Annotated in this window: 15 protein-coding genes; 3 read left to right on the top strand and 12 right to left on the bottom strand. The window is 61.3% G+C overall.

Features of this window, described 5'->3' with window-relative positions; all coding sequences use genetic code 11:
• Positions 1–22 precede the first annotated feature (22 nt).
• A complete protein-coding gene (locus ACI77D_RS02175) occupies positions 23–2,218 on the top strand; it encodes a glycoside hydrolase (protein ID WP_407015960.1) in 2,196 nt (731 codons plus the stop codon).
• A gap of 109 nt (positions 2,219–2,327) precedes the next feature.
• Here the strand turns inward: ACI77D_RS02175 and ACI77D_RS02170 are convergent, their stop codons facing one another.
• The 12 genes from ACI77D_RS02170 to ACI77D_RS02115 form a co-directional block, all read right to left on the bottom strand.
• Positions 2,328–2,954: a bifunctional 2-polyprenyl-6-hydroxyphenol methylase/3-demethylubiquinol 3-O-methyltransferase UbiG gene (locus ACI77D_RS02170; RefSeq protein WP_064450171.1), complete on the bottom strand. Its 627-nt coding sequence runs from the start codon at positions 2,952–2,954 to the stop codon at positions 2,328–2,330.
• Between the two features lie 39 nt (positions 2,955–2,993).
• Positions 2,994–3,638, bottom strand: coding sequence for a methionine ABC transporter permease (locus ACI77D_RS02165; RefSeq protein ID WP_071482532.1), 645 nt, complete (start codon positions 3,636–3,638; stop codon positions 2,994–2,996).
• Positions 3,628–4,743 carry a methionine ABC transporter ATP-binding protein gene (locus ACI77D_RS02160; protein ID WP_262666762.1) on the bottom strand — a complete coding sequence of 372 codons (1,116 nt, stop codon included), beginning with the start codon at positions 4,741–4,743 and terminating at the stop codon, positions 3,628–3,630. The genes ACI77D_RS02165 and ACI77D_RS02160 overlap by 11 nt, the downstream gene beginning before the upstream one ends.
• A gap of 2 nt (positions 4,744–4,745) precedes the next feature.
• Entirely contained in the window at positions 4,746–5,555 is an 810-nt protein-coding gene (locus ACI77D_RS02155) for a MetQ/NlpA family ABC transporter substrate-binding protein (protein ID WP_064450174.1), read from the bottom strand.
• A gap of 142 nt (positions 5,556–5,697) precedes the next feature.
• Positions 5,698–7,065 (bottom strand): LLM class flavin-dependent oxidoreductase, encoded by a 1,368-nt coding sequence (locus tag ACI77D_RS02150; protein ID WP_064450175.1) that lies wholly within the window; start codon positions 7,063–7,065, stop codon positions 5,698–5,700.
• Entirely contained in the window at positions 7,065–8,258 is a 1,194-nt protein-coding gene (locus ACI77D_RS02145; protein WP_407015959.1) for an SfnB family sulfur acquisition oxidoreductase, read from the bottom strand. Before ACI77D_RS02145 ends, ACI77D_RS02150 begins: the two co-directional genes overlap by 1 nt.
• A 40-nt stretch (positions 8,259–8,298) precedes the next feature.
• Positions 8,299–9,540: an SfnB family sulfur acquisition oxidoreductase gene (locus ACI77D_RS02140; RefSeq protein WP_407015958.1), complete on the bottom strand. Its 1,242-nt coding sequence runs from the start codon at positions 9,538–9,540 to the stop codon at positions 8,299–8,301.
• Positions 9,541–9,725: 185 nt separating this feature from the next.
• Positions 9,726–10,511, bottom strand: a complete 786-nt coding sequence (locus tag ACI77D_RS02135) for a hypothetical protein (protein WP_407015957.1) — start codon at positions 10,509–10,511, stop codon at positions 9,726–9,728.
• 372 nt (positions 10,512–10,883) lie between these two features.
• The gene (gene tcyN, locus ACI77D_RS02130) at positions 10,884–11,630 is read right to left on the bottom strand and encodes an L-cystine ABC transporter ATP-binding protein TcyN (RefSeq protein ID WP_128589413.1); all 747 of its coding nucleotides are present in this window, start codon (positions 11,628–11,630) and stop codon (positions 10,884–10,886) included.
• Positions 11,631–11,633: 3 nt separating this feature from the next.
• Positions 11,634–12,299 carry a cystine ABC transporter permease gene (tcyL, locus tag ACI77D_RS02125; RefSeq protein WP_017135731.1) on the bottom strand — a complete coding sequence of 222 codons (666 nt, stop codon included), beginning with the start codon at positions 12,297–12,299 and terminating at the stop codon, positions 11,634–11,636.
• Entirely contained in the window at positions 12,299–13,093 is a 795-nt protein-coding gene (gene tcyJ, locus ACI77D_RS02120) for a cystine ABC transporter substrate-binding protein (protein ID WP_064450180.1), read from the bottom strand. The genes tcyL and tcyJ overlap by 1 nt, the downstream gene beginning before the upstream one ends.
• A gap of 280 nt (positions 13,094–13,373) precedes the next feature.
• Entirely contained in the window at positions 13,374–14,369 is a 996-nt protein-coding gene (locus tag ACI77D_RS02115; protein WP_064450181.1) for a D-cysteine desulfhydrase, read from the bottom strand.
• A gap of 247 nt (positions 14,370–14,616) precedes the next feature.
• Between ACI77D_RS02115 and epsC the strand changes: the two genes are divergently transcribed.
• Both epsC and betT read left to right on the top strand, forming a co-directional pair.
• Complete coding sequence (gene epsC / locus ACI77D_RS02110) at positions 14,617–15,543, top strand: serine O-acetyltransferase EpsC (RefSeq protein ID WP_128589417.1); 927 nt, start codon at positions 14,617–14,619, stop codon at positions 15,541–15,543.
• A gap of 405 nt (positions 15,544–15,948) precedes the next feature.
• Positions 15,949–17,910 carry a choline transporter BetT gene (betT, locus tag ACI77D_RS02105; protein WP_167353715.1) on the top strand — a complete coding sequence of 654 codons (1,962 nt, stop codon included), beginning with the start codon at positions 15,949–15,951 and terminating at the stop codon, positions 17,908–17,910.
• Positions 17,911–17,972 lie beyond the last annotated feature (62 nt).

Below are 17,972 nucleotides of genomic sequence, written 5' to 3'. Positions count from 1 at the left end.
TCCCGTTTGGAAGACCTGTGCCATGCGCCCTCTTGTGTTGGTTTGTTGCCTGTTGCTGTCTCCGCTGACGTTTGCGGGTACGGTGCTGGAAAACGCCCTGTGGCGCGTGGAACTCGATCCCGCCACGTTGGCGCTGCGCGTTACGCCGGCGGGTGAGGCGCTTGTGCAAGCCTCCAGCGGCGTGGCGGCGCATGTTGTCAGCGATATGCAGGCAGAGGCTGAACAGGCCACCTGGCAATGGGACAGCGGCGCCTATCGTCTGACGGCTCGCCTTGAGCAGCGTGACCTTGCCTTGACCATCAGCGCCCGCGAGCCGGGTGAATTGCCCCTGCTGCGCCAACCCGCCGAGGCCATGGGCCAAGGGTTGATGTGGCCCTTGGCCGAAGGGCACTACGTGCCGGCGGGTAACCCCGTCTGGAACGCGTTTTTGCTCGAACAGGGTGAGCTCAACACCACGCAGGATCTGAGCCTGCCGTTATGGGGCGTGGATCACGGGCGCTTCACGCTGAGCTGGTTGCTGACCAACCCCTATAACAATCGTCTGTTGTGGCAAGCCGACGGAAAGGGCCTGGCGCTGCTGGCATCCCATGCATTCACGGCACTGGACCCCAGCGCGCCGATGACCCTGCGCCTGCACCTGGGCGACGCCGACCCATTGGCCGGTGCCAAGCGCTATCGCCAGTGGCTGGTGGAGCAGGGGCGTTATGAACCGTTGACGGACAAGCTGCGGCAAACGCCTGAAGCGCAAAAGCTGCTGCGGGCCAGCCATGTCTATCTGTGGGGTAATGAGCTGTTGGGGGCGGATGATGTGCGTGATTGGCCGCTGCTGGTGAAAGTGCTGCGCGGCCACGAACTCAAGGGCTTGCTGGATAAAGAGGCCACGCAAGTGCTGGCGCAGTCCGCTGCGTTGGACCGCTATCAAAAGACGGTGCTGTTGCGTGGCCTCAACGCGGCAATCAATAAAAAGGCCCGGCAAACCTGGCAGGCTACCGAGGAGCCGGACATGCTCAAGCTCGCTGATGGCTATGGCGCACTGCGCCGTGAGCTGGCGACGGCGTTCAGCGGCGCGCTGCGTGACGGCCCTGAAACCTGGGGCAGCACGCTCTCGGCCAAGACCCTGAAGTCGCTGCAAGACGCTGGGCTCCCACGCCTGCTGCTGGCCTTGGGCGACGGTTGGGAAGGTGGCCTGTGGCATCCCGAAGCGATTCAGGCGGGCGTCAACGCCGGTTACCTCATGGCACCGTACGATTCCTATGAAACGGCGTTATCCACCATCGAAAACCCGGACTGGACCACCGCCCACCTGGGCAGCAAGGCTTACCGCGACTGTGCCATCGTGTTGAAGGACGGCAAGCTCAAGACCGGCTTCCAGCAATCGGGCCACTACACCGATCCGCGCTGCGTACGGCCGTTGCTGGAAGCCCGAGTGAAGGCCGTGCACGCCAAGGCAGGTTTCAACGCCTGGTTCCTTGATGCCTATGCCACCAGCATGGTCTTCGATAGCTATCGTACCGGCGCCCCAATGACCCAGGCGCAAAACGCCGAGGGCAATATCGACGCGTCTCGCTGGATCAACACCGCGCTCAAGCTGCCCGCCGGCTCCGAAGACGGCAACGCAATCACGGCACAGGGCATCCTGTTCGCCCATGGGATGCAGACACCCGTGATCGGCTGGGGTGACGACGCGATGACTCAGGACAAGCAGTCGCCCTATTACGTGGGCAACTGGTACCCGCCGGAGCAACCCGCGGTGTTCTTCAAGCCCGTGCCGTTGAAGGAGCCGTTTCGTACGGTGTACTTCGAGCCGACGATGCGTTTGCCGTTGTATCAGGCGGTGTTCCACGGTTCGGTCATCACCACCCACCACTGGCTGTTCGATAGCCTGAAGCTGAGCAATGTGCGGGCTGCAAACGAGCTGACTCAACTGCTGTACAACGTGCCGCCGCTGTATCACCTGAGCGCGGCGACGCTTAAGGAGCGGCTGCCGGTGATCCAGCGTCAGGACCGGTTTTTCCGGCCGTTGCATCAACGCCTGGCGACTCAGGCGATGACCGATTTTCGCTGGCTGACGGCGGACAAGCAGGTGCAGCAGACCACGTTTGCCGATGGCACGCGGTTAGTGGTGAATTTTGCTGCCGAGGAGAACCAGGGCTACCCCGCACGCAGTGTGACGGCAATGTTGGTGGGGGAAAAACCGGTGGTGTATCAGGTGCAGTAGCGCTGCCGGTCAAACCGCTATCGCAGGCAAGCCAGCTCCCACGGGGGAATGCATTTCAAAATGTGGGAGCGGGCTTGCTCGCGAAGGCGTCAGCCCAGGCAACAAAAATCTATAATTTGCGCCACACGCTCGCCAGCCAAGGCTGCTGTTCCCGTGGCAGCCCGGCTGGCCGGTAGTAATGCTCCAGCTCCACAAACCCGGCCGCCGTCAGCAAACCTTGCCATGCCTCCAGGTCGTGGTAAGACCCGTACCGAGGCCCATTCCAGCCTTCCTGGTTTTCACCGCGAGGGTTGGAGCTGAACAGCACGCCGCCCTGTTTCAAGGCGCCATGCAGCTGTTTGAGAATGCGCGGTAATTCCTGCTTGGGAATATGAAACAACACCGCATTGGCAAACACCCCATCAAATCGCCCGGCAGGCAAATCCAGCTTCAGGAAATCCTGTTGCAACACCTCACAACCACTGTCTTCGCGGGCCATCTGCGCAAAACGTTCGGAGCCATCAAGCCCCACTGCAATGTGCCCCATGCGTGTAAACGTCTGCAGATCCCGCCCCGGCCCGCAGCCGAAATCCAGCAGGGTAAACGGTGGCGTGCCCAGGATATGCCGCAGCAAGGCGTCGATGTTCTGGCTCACATCGTGATCGCGGGTGCCTTCACGGAAGTCTTCGGCCACCTGGTTGTAGTGGCCGAGCGTGGTGGATGTGATCTGGTCGAGGTCGTCGGGCTTAAGGGTCATGACGGGGTATACCGGGTACTGAGATAGCCCGACTATACCTCACCGCTTGTTGAGCACCCGCGCCAGGCGATCGCCACCCAGCTGAATCACGGCCACCAGAATCACCAGCAGCACGATCACCGTCAGCATGATCTGCGTATCAAACCGCTGGTAGCCATAGCGGTAGGCAATATCACCCAGGCCGCCTGCGCCGATTGCGCCAGCCATGGCCGAGGAGTTGATCATCGTCACCAGCGTAATCGTAAATCCGCCGACGATTCCCGGCAGCGCTTCCGGTAACAGCACGTGCCAGATGATGTGCCAGCGTCGGCAGCCCATGGCTTGTGCGGCTTCGATCAAACCGTGGTCGACTTCACGCAAACTGACCTCGGCGATTCGTGCAAAGAATGGCGTGGCGGCGATGGTCAGCGGCACCACGGCCGCCCATACACCATAGGTGGTGCCGACGATCAGCCGGGTAAACGGGATCAGCGCCACCATCAGGATCAAAAACGGAATGGAGCGGAACAGATTGACGAACGCCCCCAGCACTCGGTTCAGCGCGGGTGCCTGGTAGATCCCGCCCTTATCGCTGGTGACCAGAAACACCGCCAGCGGAATGCCCACCAGCAACGCAATCAGTGACGACACGCCGACCATCAACAAGGTGTCGATGGCGCCCTGCAATAAACGATCAAACCACATAGCCCAGCACCTCCACCTGTTGCGCCCAACGCCCGGCGCGATTGCGCAGTTCTTCGGCGTTGTGGGGCGAGCCATTCACCGCCAGCAGCAACTGCCCCAGGGCATGGCCCTGAATTCGTTCCACACCGCCTTGCAGCAAGCGCACGCGCCCGCCGAGGGCGTTGAACAACGCGGCCAGGTCGGGTTCGTCGCTGGCGCTGCCGGTGAACTGCAAGCGCAGCACCAGTGCCGCGTCGGCGGATGTCCGGGTGAGCTGCAAGCGGCGTTGCAGCTCATCCGGCAGCCCGTGTTGCAACGGTGCCAGCAGGGTTTTGCTGACCTCGTGCTGCGGGTTGCCGAACACTTGCCACACCGGGCCTTGCTCCACGATGCGGCCGTGTTCCAGCACCACCACGCGGTCGCAGATTTCGCGAATCACCGCCATTTCATGGGTGATCAACACAATGGTCAGCCCCAGGCGCCGGTTGATTTCACGCAGCAGGCCGAGGATCGATTGCGTGGTTTCCGGGTCGAGCGCCGAGGTGGCTTCGTCGCACAGCAGAATCTGCGGGTCGTGCACCAGCGAGCGGGCGATGCCCACGCGCTGTTTCTGCCCGCCGGAGAGCTGCGCCGGGTAGGCCTTGTGCTTGTCCTTGAGGCCCACCAGTTCCAGCAGTTCGCGGACCTTTTGCTCGCGTTGCAGCTTGGGCACTCCGGCTACTTTCAGCGGCAACTCGACGTTCTGCCACACGGTCTTGGCCGACATCAGGTTGAAGTGCTGGAAGATCATGCCGATACGCCGACGCAACGCCACCAGACGGTCTTCGTCGTACTCACCGATGTCCACCTGATCAATCAGCACCCGGCCGCTGCTGGGTTGCTCCAGGCGATTGATGGTTCGGATCAGCGAGGACTTGCCGGCGCCGCTGCGGCCGATGATGCCGAACACTTCACCGCGCTGGATCGCCAGATCGATGCCTTGCAAGGCATGCACGGTGCCGTCATAGGTTTTGCCCAGGTTGATAAAACGCACATGGGCGCGGTTCAAGTCGGGGTGCAGTTCTGTCTGCTCGGCGTCCCTGGGCGGTAAACCCAGGTCGCGCAGTTGTGTGTTGGCGGCGCTCATATTCAGCCTTCCCAGCCGACTTGGTAGAGCTTGCCGAGGGATTTATCCAGGGCTGCGCGCACCACCGGCGAGTGCTGGTAGATGTCGACGAACTTGATCACACGCGGATCGGTTTTGCTCTTGGGCTGGACGACAAACTGGATCACGTATTCCGGGTGGTCGAGGCCGTCGAACAGCAGCGCCGACTCGGCATCGAAGGTCTTGGACAGGCGGATATACGCCGGATAACCCTGCACCAGGTCGGCGTCGTCATAGGCGCGCACCAGTTGCACGGCTTCTACCTGCAGGATTTTGATCTTCTTCGGGTTGGCGATGATGTCTTCTTCGGTGGCCTTGTAGCCCACACCCGGCTTCAGCGTGATCAAGCCGGCCTTGGCCAGCAGTTGCAGGCCGCGACCACTGTTGATCGGGTCGTTGGCAATCGCCACGCTGGCCCCTTGGGGCAGGTCGTTAAAGCTTTTGTACTTCTTCGAATACAGCCCGACGTTGTTGATGATGCCTGGCGCATACGGCTCCAGCTTGAAGCCGGCGGCGGCCTTGGCGTTTTCCAGGAACGGGATGTGTTGGAAGTAGTTCACGTCGATATCGCCGGCGGCCAGGCTGACATTGGGGGCGATCCAGTCGGTGAATTCCACTAGCTCGACTTTCAGGCCTTGCTTGCCGGCTTCTGCCACGGCGGCTTCCAGCGGGATCGCGAACGCGGCGGTGGTGCCGACTTTCAGCGGCGCATCGGCAGCAAACACCGCCGAGCTGAATAAACCGAGGGCCAGGGCCAGTGCTTTGACTGGGTGAGTGAGCAGTGTCTTTTTCATGATCGGTTTCCAGTCATAAGGTGTCTGTAAGAACAATGTGGTCAACTGTGGGAGCTGGCTTGCCTGCGATAGCGGTCTGTCAGGGATATTTTCTTTGCTGGCCCACCGCTATCGCAGGCAAGCCAGCTCCCACACTTCTAATTCAGTGTCGGTAGGTGGAACCGGTGTGTTGTTCAGGTAGACGAGCCGTGCCCTGGAAGACTTTTTCGCGCAAGGTGCCGGTCTCGTAAGCGGTCTTGTACGACCCGCGCCGCTGCAACTCCGGCACCACCAGGTCGATAAAGTCGACATAGCTTTCCGGCGTCACAATGCGCGTCAGGTTGAAGCCATCCAGCCCGGTCTCGCTGATCCAGGACTCCAGCTCATCAGCCACGTGCTCGGGCGAGCCGACCAAGGTGATGTAGCGACCGCCGAGGGCGTGTTGCTCGAGCAATTTGCGCCGGGTCCAGTCGTTGTTTTGCAGGTTCTTGGTGGCCGACTGAATCGCGTTGCTTTTCACGTACTGGATCGGTTCATCGATCGCGTATTGGGAAAAATCAATCGCCGTCGACGCCGAAAAATGCGCCACGCCGGCTTCAGGGCTGGCGTAGCTCAGGTACTCGGCGTGCTTGGCCCAGGCCAGCTCTTGCGTGGCGCCAACAATCACGTTGAGGCCCATGAACACCTTGATGTCATCCGGGTTGCGTCCGGCTTCGACGGCGCTGGCGCGTACCTTGTCCACCTGGACCTTGGTCGCCGCCTTGTTCTGCCCGCTGATGAACACGCACTCGGCATGTCGCCCGGCGAACAGCAGGCCACGGTCCGAACTGCCGGCCTGGAACAGCACCGGCGTGCGCTGTGGCGACGGCTCGCACAGGTGATAACCCTCCACCTGATAGAACTCGCCATGGTGCTCGACCTTGTGCACCTTGCCCGGCTGCGCGTAGACCCTTTGCTGCGGATCATTGATGACCGCGTCGTCTTCCCAGCTGCCTTCCCAGAGTTTGTACAGCACCTCAAGGTATTCGTCGGCCTGGTCGTAGCGCCGGTCATGCTCGACCTGTTCCGTGAGGCCCATGGCCTTGGCAGCGCTGTCGAGGTAACCGGTGACGATGTTCCAGCCGACCCGGCCACGGCTCAGGTGATCGAGCGTGGACATGCGCCGGGCGAACAGGTACGGCGGCTCGTAGGTGAGGTTGGCGGTGAGGCCGAAGCCGAGGTTTTTAGTCACCGCCGCCATGGCCGAGACCAGCAGCAGCGGGTCGTTGACCGGCAGTTGGATCGACTCCTTGAGCGGCACGTCGATAGAGTTCTGGTAAACGTCGTACACGCCGACGATGTCGGCGATGAACAGGCCGTCGAACAACCCACGCTCCAGGGTCTGCGCCAGTTCGGTCCAGTACTCGACGGTTTTATACTGCGTCGAGGTGTCCCGTGGATGCGTCCACAGGCCGTGGTTGATATGCCCGATGCAGTTCATGTTGAAGGCATTGAGCAGGATTTTTTTCTTTGTTTTTACCGGCAGGCTCATCAGATGGTCCCCCGCAGTGGCGGGTTTTCATCGTTGAGGTAGTAATTGCCCACCGCGTGGTACTTCCAGCGCACCGGGTCATGCAGGGTGTGCACGCGGGCGTTGCGCCAGTGGCGGTCGAGGCCGTGTTCGGCCAGGGTCGCCTGGCTGCCGGCCAGTTCGAACAGGGTGCTGCCGGCGGCCAGGGAAATTTCCGTGCTCAGGGCGCGCACTTCGGCGACGGCGATGGAGGCCGCCGCGACGGTCTCGGCAGTGCTGTCGGCCTGGGCGCGGTCGAGAACTTCGCCGGAGCGCTCCAGCAAAGCTTCGGTGGCGTGCAGGCGAATGCTCAGGTGGCCGAAGCTCTTCAGGGTGAGCGGGTCTTCGGTGGCCTTGTCGTTGCCGGCGTCGATCCACGGGCGGGTCTTGGTGCGCACAAAGTGCAGCGCATCTTCGAAGGCGGCGCGCGCGATGCCGGTGTCGATGGCGGCGTGAAGAATCTGTGCCAGTGGGCCGACGGTGGTCGGGCGCTCGAAAGCGCTCTGGAACGGGATCACGTCCTGGGCGGCGACCCACACGTTATCGAACACGACGGAGCCGCTGCCGGTGGTGCGCTGGCCGAAGCCACTCCAGTCGTCAATCACCGTCAGGCCTTCGCTGTCGCGGCGCACAAACGCCAGTTGCTGCACGCCGTGCTCATCCACCACCGACGTCGGGATGCGTTGGGCGTAGATTGCGCCGGTGGCGTAGAACTTGCGGCCGCTGATGCGAAAACCGTCGCCGTCGCGGGTGATAGAGGTCACGCGGTCGTGAGCGGTCTTTGTGCCCAGCTCCGCCAGGGCGTTGCCGAAACGCTGGCCGGCGAGCACTTCGGCGTACAGGCGTTGCTGCTGCGCGGGGCTGCCGTTGACGCGCAGCACTTCAAGGGCATAGAAATGGTTTTGCGGGATCTGGCCCAATGAAGCGTCGGCTTGGGCGATCAGCGCAATGACCTTGGCCAGGGTGACATTGGAGACGCCGGCACCGCCGTGTTCCTTCGGCACGCTTATGCCCCACAGGCCGGAGCGGGAGAACACGTCCAGTTCGGGCAAGGGCAGGCGGCGCTCACGGTCGCGCTGGGCGCTGTCGCGGCGGAAGTCTTCCGCAAGGTCGCTGGCGACAATGAGGGCTTGTTCGTCGCTGGTGATAACCGCGACGTTTGTAGAGAAAGTCATAGGTGTTCTCCAGAAGCTCGTGGAAAAGTGTTCTGGTCGGTTAAATCCAGGAGTGACGAGCAGGTAAGGTGCCGTTCAAGCGATAGGCGCCGATGGCGTGATACTTCCAACGCACCGGGTCGTGCAGGGTATGCACGCGGGCGTTGCGCCAGTGGCGGTCGAGGTTGAATTCGGCGAGGGTGGCGCGGCTGCCGGCCAGCTCGAAGAGCTTTTCGCTGACCAGCAGCGACACTTCGGTGGTCAGCACTTTCGCCTCGGCCACGGCAATCGATGCCCTGGCGGCGGATTGCGCGGTGATTGGCGCCGCGCTGACCTCGTCCAGCACCTTGCCGGCCTTGCGCAGCAGTGCTTCGGCGGCGTGCAGTTCGATTTTCAGCTTGCCGATATCGGCAATCACATACAGGTCATCGCTGGCGCGCTCGACCTTGGCGTCGATCCACGGGCGCGAGCGTTCACGCACGAAGGCGATGGTGTCGTCGAGGGCGCCCCGGGCGATGCCGGCGTCGATGGCGGCCTGGATCAGTTGCGAGATGGCGCCCTGAATGTTTGGGCTTTCGCCCAGACGCCAGTTTTCAATCACCAGCTCTGCGTCCACCGACACGCGATCAAGCAGCACCGTGCCGCTGGCCGTGGTGCGTTGGCCAAAGCCCGACCAGTCATCGACGATGCGCAGCCCTTCAGTGCCACGGCGTACAAATGCCATGACCTGTTTGCCGTCATCATTCAATGCTTTTACTGCGACCCAATGGGCGAACAAAGCGCCGGTGGAGTAGAACTTCTGGCCGCTGACCACGTAGCCGTCGCCTTCGGCGGTGAGGCGCGCTTTAAGCTCCAGTGTGTTTTTGGTGCCGCGTTCCGGGCCGCCATTGCCGATGCGCCAACCGTCGAGGACGCTTTGGAACAGCTGCTTTTTCTGGCGTTCGGTGGCGGTGCCCTGCAACAGGTACAGGATGCCGAAATGGTTCTGTGGAATCTGCCCGAGGGCCGGGTCCGCCGCGCTGATGATCGCGAAGACTTCAGCCAGGGTCACGAACGATACCTGTGGGCCGCCGTATTCACGGGGAATGGAAATACTGCCGAGCCCGCTGCGGGTGAACTGCTCGAGCTGCGCCCATGGCAGCTTGCGCTGCTGGTCGCGCTTGGCCGCTTGCAGGCGCGCAGCCTGGGCCAGCTCAAACGCGGCGCTCAACGCCTCGGCGTCGTTGCGCAGCACAGCGGCCGGCAACAGCAATGGGGCTACGTCCAGATCACTCTGGGGGGGTGTTAGAGCCAAGTTAGACATCAGCGCCGCTCCTTGGCTGCACGTAATGCCTGGCGTTATGCACCGGGGTAATTCTGACCATACCGACCTCGCATTCAATGAAATAAAACAGAAAAATCAGAGATGTCCGGTGGTCCGGTGCATATACCCTAAGCGTGTTAAATTTTTTAATAAACTAACTTTTAGGAATATGCATAGAAGGGCTGTCACCCAGGCTCGCAGGGAGAACCGGGCTGGCGCGGTTGATAAGTCGACGCGGCCCTGGCCGGGCGGGTCGGCGCCTGTGGCACGCCGGCGGCGATGTTCAAGGTGCGCATCGGTGCCCAGCGCGAATTATTGCCGACGCGATCGAGAATGCAGTACGTCACGTCCAGGCGGCTGTCGTCGCCCGCGTCGACAATCACCGCCGAAGGCACCCACACCTGTACCGGCAGGCCGACGCCTTCGGCCTGGATTTGCGGCAGGTCGAGGCGCGCGTCCCCCCAGCGCAAGGTAATGGCGTCGCCCGTGGCCATGTTCAGGTAAGGCTCGATGGTCAGCGGGATACCTCGTCGTACCTGGCTGCTGTTGACGCCGTGACGTCGAATGGTTTCGGGCAGGCACACGGGGGCGAGGTTCTGGTTTTCGTCGCCCGAGAGCGCAGACGGCAGGCCACCCGGATAGCAGGTCTTCACCCCCACCTGGGTGATGGCCGAGCGTGCCGGGCCGTGGCCGACGTGCAGGACCTGGTAGTGAACCCGTGCCGTGCCATCCTGGATAAAACTTTCCGGGACGCGCAGGCGGGTCGATGTGCCGACCTTGCACGCGGTAATCCGACGCGAGTCGGCGAAGCAGTTGTTCCAGAACAGTTCGATCAGGTCGCCTTCCTCCATGCCGGGGAAGGGCGCGATATCTACCTGCAAGTGGGCGGCGGCGAAGGCGTTGATGCCGTGCCGATTAGCCTGGGGCAGGGTCGGGGCGGCGAGCAGGTTCTGGGTTGCGGTGCGCGTCATACGTAATCTCCTTGATGCAGCCAGCAGCAATCGTTCCGGCACCCGTGGCGCGGTTGTGCGCAGGGTGCCGAAAGGAACGATTCAGTGAATAGCCGGGATAGGATCCAATCCTCTGGGCGCTAGATAAGAGGGTTGGCCAGCGGCCGTCAATGGCGGCAAAGGGCTAAACGGCGGGTTGGCGCAGATTCAGAACAAGCTGACGGGGAGGGGGATTTTAAGCAGGGTGTCGCGGGGACTTTTACTGATTGGAATGAGGATTTTATGTAGGAACACTGTCATGTGGGAACTGGCTTGCCTGCGATGCAGGCACCCTGGTTTATCCGTCACACCGCGGTGATGCTGTCGCAGGCAAGCCAGCCCCCACACGGACTGTCAGTGGGCTAAAAATTTGCTCAGGAACTGCTTGGTCCGTTCTTCCTTGGGGTTGGCAAACAATGCCTTGGCTTCGCCCTGTTCCACGATCACGCCTTTGTCGAAGAAGATCACCCGGTTGGCCACATCCCGGGCGAAGCTCATTTCGTGGGTGACAATGACCATGGTGCGGTTTTCTTCGGCCAGGCTGCGGATGGTCGCCAGCACTTCGCCGACCAGCTCCGGGTCGAGGGCCGAGGTGGGTTCGTCAAACAGAATCACCTCCGGCTCCATGGCCAATGCACGGGCAATCGCTACGCGCTGTTGCTGGCCACCGGACAAGCGGCGCGGGTACGCATCTTCCTTACCCGCCAGGCCGACCCTGGCCAGCAGCTTGCGGCCCAATGCGATCGCCGCTTCGCGCGGCATCTTCTTGACCACGATCGGGCCTTCGATGACGTTTTCCAGCGCGGTGCGGTGGGGGAACAGATTGAAGTTCTGGAACACAAAACCCACGTGCTGGCGCAAACGCCGCACCAGGCCTTGTTGCTGGTTAAGCGGTTTGCTGCTGTCGATCTCGATGTCACCCACCTTGATGCGACCACTGGTGGGTTCTTCGAGGAAATTCAGGCAGCGCAGGAAGGTGGTTTTACCGGAACCGCTGGGGCCAATGATGGCGACGACTTCGCCTTCCTTGACCTCAAGGTCGATCCCGTTGAGCACCACCTGACCCTTGAATTGTTTGGTCAGTTTTTCAACCACGATCATGCTTCAAGACTCCAGGTCATGCCGGTTGACCCGGTCTTCCAGGCGATTTTGAAAATGCGCCAGGATGCTTGCCAGGATCCAGTAGATCAGGGCGGCGGAGAGGTACATGGTGAAGATTTCGAAGGTGCGCGCAGACACCAACTGAGCCTGGCGGAACAGCTCGGGCACCTGGATGGTGGCGGCCAGCGCCGTGTCCTTGACCAGCGAAATAAAGCTGTTGCCCAGCGGCGGCAAGGCCGTGCGCATGGCCTGCGGCAGGATGGCCCGGCGCAGGGTCTGCGCGCGGGTCATGCCGATACTGGCAGCCGCCTCCCACTGGCCGCGCTCGATGGAGCTGATCGCGGCGCGCAGGATTTCACAGGCATAGGCGGCCATGTTCAGCGAAAAGCCGATCATGGCGGCCGGGATCGGATCCAGCTCGATGCCCACTTGCGGTAAGCCGTAGTAGATCAGGAACAGCTGCACCAGCAAGGGCGTGCCGCGAAAGAACGACACGTAGACACGGGCAGTCCAGCTCAATAGCTTGAAGCGCGACAAGCGCATCAAGGCCAGGCCGAAGCCCAGCAGCAAGCCGAAAAACATTCCGCCGAGGCTAAGAATCACCGTGTAATACGCGCCCTTGAGCAGAAAGGGCGCGGAGTCCAGCGCGAGTTGGAAACCGGCTTCCATTATTGAGTGACGTCAGCGTTGAAGTATTTCTCGGACAGCTTCTTCAAGGTGCCGTCGGCGCGCAGCTTGTCGAGAGCCTTGTTCACGGCGTCGAGCAGTTCAGGCTCGCCTTTGCGCAGGGCAATACCGGCTTCCTGACGGGAGAAGGCATCGCCAGCAGCGGCAGTGTCCGGGGCTTTTTTGGCGTATTCCAGGGCTGCCAGGCGGTCGATCAGGATGGCGTCGATGCGGCCGATGCGCAGGTCCTGGAACTTGGTTGGGTCATCGTTGTAAGTCTTGATGATGGCTTTGGGTTGGTTGTCCTTGAGCCATTGCTCGTAGTTGGTGCCCAGGCCTACACCGACTTTCTTGCCGGCCAGGTCGTCGGCGGTTTTGATGGTGTCGACGTTTTTCTTCAGCACCAGCGCCTGGATACCGGAAACGGTGTAGGGCTTGGAGAAGTCATACTTTTTCTTGCGCTCTTCGGAGATGGTCACCTGGTTGACCACGGCGTCCAGGCGCTTGGATTCCAGGGCGGCGAGGATGCCGTCCCACGGCGTGGCTTGCAGCTTGACCTTGACGCCCAGCTCCTTGGCCAGCGCTTCGGACAGCTCGACTTCGAAACCGCTGAGCTTGCCGCTTTCATCGACAAAGCTGAAGGGCGGGTAGGTGCCTTCCAGGCCGATCTTGATCTCGCCCGCCTTCTTGATGGTGTCCAGTTGCTCGCCGGCAACTGCCTGGCCCAACCAACCGGCCCCAAGAGTCAGGCCCAATGTGCCAACCAGCAATGTGCGACGCAATACAGAAATAGTCATGAAGAGCCCCTGTGTTTTTATGTTGAGCGAAGCAGGTGACGCGGTAGTCGTATCCTGCCTTAAAGCGCGAAGCGCGTCTTCGCCTTCGGCGCGACTATAAAGCGAGTTTTTAAGACTTGAAAATAATATAAATATAATTTGTTATTCGATTGAGGAATATATCGTTGGTCTAATGTGGGAGCGGGCTTGCCCGCGATAGCGCAGTGTCAGTTTGCAAATATGTTCACTGATACACCGCTATCGCGGGCAAGCCCGCTCCCACCTTTCGATCTGTATTCGTTCAGTTAAACGCTGCGCCATAGGCAAACAACGCCGGCGCCCCGCCGGTATGCAGGAAAATAATCGGACCGTCCTCAAACCGCTGACGCCCGATACCATCGAGCAAGCCGGCCATGGCCTTGCCCGTGTAGACCGGGTCCAGCAGCAGGCCTTCCTGGCTGGCCAATAGCTTGACCGCGGCCAGGGTGCCGGCGTTCGGTTCGCCGTAGCGCGGGCCGAAATATTCGTCCCACAGAATGACTTTGAATGCTTCGGGGATTTCCATGCCGAGCAACTCGGCGGTGCGTTCGGCCAGGCCTTGTACTTTCGGGCGCTGGGCTTCATCGGTGCGTGACACGGTGACGCCGATGACCGGCAAATTCGGCAGCACTTCACTCAATGCCAGCGCCAGGCCGCTGTGGGTACCCGCGCTGCCCGAGGCCAGCACAACGGCGGAGAATTCAATCCCGCTGTCTTCGATCTGCCCGGCCAGCTCCAGCCCGGCGCGCACATAACCCAAGGCACCCAGGGCATTGGAGCCGCCGATCGGCACCAGGTACGGCTTCTTGCCGTTGCTGCGCAGGCGGTCGGCGAGGGCGTTGAGCTGGTCGTCGACGTTGTCGAGGTTCTCGACCAATTCGACGTTGGCGTCGAACAGCTCCAGCAGCAGGCGGTTGCCGTTGCCCAGGTAATTGGGGTCTTCGGTGCCGGTGGGGTTTTCCAGCAGTGCAACGCAACCCAGGCCGAGCTTGGCGGCCAGCGCGGCGGTTTGGCGTACATGGTTGGACTGAATGGCACCGGCGGTCACCAGTGTGTCGGCACCCTGCGCGAGGGCATCGGCCGCCAGGTATTCAAGTTTGCGCAGCTTGTTGCCGCCCATGGCCAGCGGCGTGGTGTCATCGCGTTTGACGTAGATATCCCTGCCCAGCCAGGCCGACAGCCGCTCGAGTTTTTCCAGGGCAGTGGCGCCGCCCAGCAGTTCCAGGCGGTTAAAACGGTCGAGCTGTTGTTTGATCATGGCTACGCACAGTGGCTAAGTGATGGGGCGACTATAGGCAGGCACTTTTCAACGGGCAACCCGCCAATCGCTTATAAGCTTTGGTTATTTGCTCGGCATGATTGGTTCTTAAGGCTGCTTCCTTGGCATGAAGTAAAGTAGGCGAAAATTTCAGCTACCAGCTCCAAGTGATAAGCCTCAAGTAAAAGCCAAGCCGCATTTACTTGCCGCGTGTAGCTTGCAGCTTCCCACTACCAAAGGTCCTACCGTGAGTGAGCGTTCCAGTCATTGGCAATTGCAGACCATCGTCGGCCAGCTGCGCAGCGCCCGGGACCAGTGGCGCACGCGCAATGGCCGCTTGAGTGGCGAGCATGGCGGCCGCGAGTTGCCGTCGCGCGAGGCGGTGGCGCAGATTCTCGAAGCGCTGTGTGGTGCGTTATTTCCAATGCGCCTGGGGCCGGTGGACCTGCGTGAAGAAAGCGAAGATTTTTACGTCGGCCATACCCTCGACGTCGCCTTGAATGCCTTGCTCGGCCAGGCGCGCCTGGAGCTGCGTTATGCCGCCCGCCAAGGCGGCCAAGACGATGGTGAGGTCGACGCACTGGCCATCCGCCTGATCCAGGATTTCGCCCTGGCCTTGCCGTCCCTGCGCAGCCTGTTGGACACCGACGTGCTGGCCGCCTATCACGGCGACCCGGCCGCGCGCAGTGTGGATGAAGTGCTGCTGTGCTATCCGGGAATTCTGGCGGTGATTCACCATCGCCTGGCGCACCATTTGTATCGCGCCGGCTTGCCGTTGTTGGCGCGGATCAGCGCGGAGATTGCTCACTCGGCGACCGGCATCGACATTCACCCGGGCGCGCAGATTGGCCCGAGTTTCTTTATCGACCATGGCACGGGCGTGGTGATTGGCGAAACCGCGATCATCGGCGAGCGCGTGCGTATCTACCAGGCCGTGACGTTGGGCGCCAAGCGCTTCCCGGCGGATGAGGATGGGCAATTGCAGAAGGGCCATCCACGCCATCCGATTGTTGAGGACGATGTGGTGATCTATGCCGGGGCGACGATCCTGGGGCGCATCACCATCGGCAAGGGCTCGACGATTGGCGGCAATGTGTGGCTGACCCGCAGCGTGCCGGCCGGGGCGAACATAACGCAGGCGAATCTGCAGCATGAGGATGGGGCGCAGAAGTAGCGACTGAGCCAGAGCTTGTCACTGAACCCCTGTGGGAGCTGGCTTGCCTGCGATGGCGGTATGTCTGACCACCGCTATTGCAGACAAGCCAGCTCCCACAGTGGACTGCATTCCAGCTTTGGGTAGATTTTCACTCAATGATCGCTGAACGTTTTGCCATCACCAGCCGTCATACCAATCCTTGAGCTAGTGTAGGAACTATCTACCGCTCAGCCTTGCGATTAGTCCAAAACCGCCTATCCATGTTTAACTTGAATGTTCGTTCAAGTTAAACCCGGTGGTTCGCTGCCCGCTCACAACAGGAGGCTTACCTTTGCTGAGTCCGTTATTTACAGCCACATCCCACACCTTCGGGGTGCATCGTTCATGAGTGCATCGTCCACCCCACCCAGCGGCCTGGTGCGCATGAATGCGCCCGTTTTCTACTTTGCCGCAAGCTTCATCCTGCTGTTCGGCATCACGGTCATCGCTATCCCGCAACAGGCCGGTGCCTGGCTGCTGGCGGCGCAAAACTGGGCGGCCAATACGGTCGGCTGGTACTACATGCTGGCGATGACCCTGTATCTGGTCTTCGTGGTGGTCACCGCGCTATCAGGCTACGGCAAGATAAAACTCGGTGCCGACCACGACGAGCCCGAATTCAGTTACTTGTCCTGGGCCGGCATGCTGTTTGCCGCCGGGATCAGCATCACGCTGTTTTTCTTTTGCGTCTCGGAGCCGCTGACGCACCTGGTGCAACCGCCCCAGGGCGCACCGATGAACGCCGACGCCGCCCGCCAGGCCATGCAGATCCTGTTTCTGCACTGGGGCTTGCACGGCTGGGGCGTGTTCGCCTTTGTCGGCATGGCCCTGGCGTATTTCGCCTACCGGCATAACCTGCCGCTGGCGCTACGCTCGGCGCTGTACCCGCTGATCGGCAAGCGCATCAATGGCCCCATCGGTTACGCGGTGGATGGCTTCGGCATCATCGCCACGGTGTTCGGCCTGGGTGCCGACATGGGCTTTGGTGTGCTGCACCTCAACTCAGGGCTCGACTACCTGTTCGGCGTTGCCCACACCCAGTGGATTCAGGTCGGCCTGATCACCCTGATGATGGGCGCGGCGATCCTCGTGGCCGTGGCCGGTGTCGACAAGGGTGTGCGGGTGATGTCCGACATCAACATGCTGCTGGCCTGCGCGCTGCTGCTGTTTGTGTTGTTCGCCGGGCCCACCCAGCACTTGCTCAACACGCTGATCCAGAACATCGGTGACTACCTCGGCGCGTTGCCGACCAAGAGCTTCGATGTGTACGCCTACGACAAACCCAGTGACTGGCTGGGCGGTTGGACGGTGTTCTACTGGGCCTGGTGGATTGCATGGTCGCCATTCGTGGGCCTGTTTATCGCGCGCATTTCCCGCGGCCGTACCATCCGCGAATTCGTGTTTGGCGTACTGCTGATTCCGCTGGGCTTTACCCTGGCGTGGATGTCGATCTTCGGCAACAGCGCCATCGACCAGGTACTCAACCACGGGTTGACCGCCCTCGGCCAGTCGGCCATCGACGACCCGTCGATGAGCCTCTACTTGCTGCTGGAAACCTATCCGTGGAGCAAGACCGTGATCGCCGTCACGGTGTTTATCAGCTTCGTGTTCTTCGTCACCTCGGCCGACTCCGGCACCGTGGTGCTGTCGACCCTGTCGTCCAAAGGCGGCAATGCCGATGAAGACGGGCCGAAGTGGCTGCGTGTGTTCTGGGGCGCAATGACCGCGCTGGTCACCAGTGCCTTGCTATTTGCCGGCAGTATCGACTCGCTGAAATCCGCAGTGGTACTGACCTCGTTGCCGTTCTCGCTGATCCTGCTGTTGATGATGTGGGGGCTGCACAAGGCTTTCCATCTCGAATCGCAGAAGCAGATTGCTCAGTTGCATTCATTGGCACCCGTATCGGCCTCACGCAAGGGCCGAGGCGGCTGGCGCCAGCGTTTGAGCCAGGCCGTGCACTTCCCTTCGCGGGATGAGGTGTACCGCTTCCTTGAATCAACGGTGCGCCCGGCGATCGAGGAAGTGACGGCGGTATTTGTCGAGAAAGGCTTGAACGTGGTCACTCAGCCTGACCCGTCCAATGACAGTGTCAGCCTGGAAATCGGCCATGGCGAGGAGCACCCATTCGTCTACCAAGTGCAGATGCGCGGCTACTTCACGCCGTCGTTTGCCCGGGGCGGCATGGGGTCGAAAGAGATCAACAACCGTCGCTATTACCGGGCGGAAGTGCACCTGAGTGAGGGCAGCCAGGACTACGATCTGGTGGGCTACACCAAGGAGCAGATCATCAACGACATCCTCGACCAGTACGAGCGACACCTGCAGTTTTTGCACCTGGTGCGCTAGTCCCCTGTGGGGGCGGGCTTGTCCGCGACCGCATCAGCTCGGTGTTTGAGATACACCGAGTT

It is taken from the genome of Pseudomonas sp. O39 (assembly GCF_045447295.1).
Classification (GTDB): Bacteria; Pseudomonadota; Gammaproteobacteria; order Pseudomonadales; family Pseudomonadaceae; genus Aquipseudomonas; species Aquipseudomonas antarctica_A.
The sequence above is the reverse complement of the archived record's forward strand: the minus strand, read 5'-3'. Positions and strand labels throughout refer to the sequence as shown.